This is a genomic window from Bartonella sp. AD328YNZD, from assembly GCF_042196425.1.
The window spans coordinates 1-1,403 of record NZ_JBHIQG010000492.1; the positions used below are offsets into that span (position 1 = coordinate 1).

Consider the following 1,403-nt stretch of genomic DNA (forward strand, 5'->3'; position numbering starts at 1 on the left):
TGCCTGGTACAGTAACCCTTGAACCCGCAACAGACTTTTGGCATGAACAACGCACCGATTGGCTCTCAAGCGTGACCAATCAAATCATTATGGGAAAACATCGCGGCAGTACCATACGTAGAACAGAAGTAAGCGATAATTTCATCAACACACACCAAGAACAAATCGATTTTTTAAGACAAATTACCCTTCACTTTAAAATTGAAGGTTTTGGCAGTAGCGAAATCTTGGAAAGTCTTACCTTTGATGGTGTGGATATTTTGCCAGCGAGCCGCCTTGTTGCCGATAGACAAGGCGTCCTTGAGGGCACTTTCACGATTCCACAAAATATTACCGCTGGTACAAAAAATGTCGTGGCACAGGGGAAAGGGGGCACCATTGCAACGGGACTTTTTACCGGACAAGGTCTGATTGATGTGAAAGTGATGCGGCGCACCACAACAGTGAAGATATGGACGCAATTTGACCCACAAGCGCAAGTCTTTACCCCCGATGAAACACGGCAAATCACTGGAATTGACTTTCATCTTTGTAAAATCGGCAATCAGAACCATGATCTGGTGATTGATTTGGTGACAACCGAAAACGGCTATCCTACCGCCGATATTCAAGCACAAAGCTTTTATTCTATGAAGGGCGCAAAGCTAGGTTGGGCTGGGGCACGCTATGATGTCCCCTTGTTAGTCCCTAATGATCGTCTCACTGCTTTTATCATTAAAACCGATGATGCTGATCATGCCATCTCACTAGCAAAGCTTGGAGATTTTGATGCAGAACACCAAAGATTTGTCTCAAGTCACCCTTACGTGACCGGTCCACGCTTTTCTTCTGTTAACGCACAAAGTTGGAGCGCCCATCAAGATGAGGCTTTAGCCTTTCGAGTGCTCGCTGCACGCTACACACAAACAGAAAAGATTGTCGATTTAGGCACCTTTGACCTTGTAGACTGCTCTGATTTGCAAATACGCGCAGCCATTGAGTTGCCTTCAAGTGAGTGTTCTGTCATCTTTGAAATTGAACGAAACAATGGCACAATTTATCAACTTCTTCCCTTTCAATTGCTCAGTCTTACTGAATATATCAGTGAAAAGGTCAAGCTTCGCGCTATTCTTAAAGGCACCGAGAAACTCTCACCGGTGTTATTTGCCCCTATTCAGTTGATTGCGGGAAAAATCCATAAGGAAGCGACCTATGTCACGCGTGCTTTTGCCTTTGGCGAAAAGGCAAGGTTGACCAGCTATATCAAAACCTTTTTACCGGGTGGTGCAACCTTTTCACTGGAGATGCAACTAGATGATGGTGGCTTCACCCCTTTGAAACTTGACGAAACAGAACAACTCGCTGAACCACTTTGGACAGAACGAAAATTTACCAGCAGTGACAAAACAGCCAAACAAGCGCGC

The 1,403-nt window shown here is 45.0% G+C and carries 1 pseudogene; it reads left to right on the forward strand.

The window, feature by feature from the left end:
• Positions 1-1,403, forward strand: a pseudogene (locus ACFIO3_RS13130) (DUF4815 domain-containing protein); the annotation flags it as partial.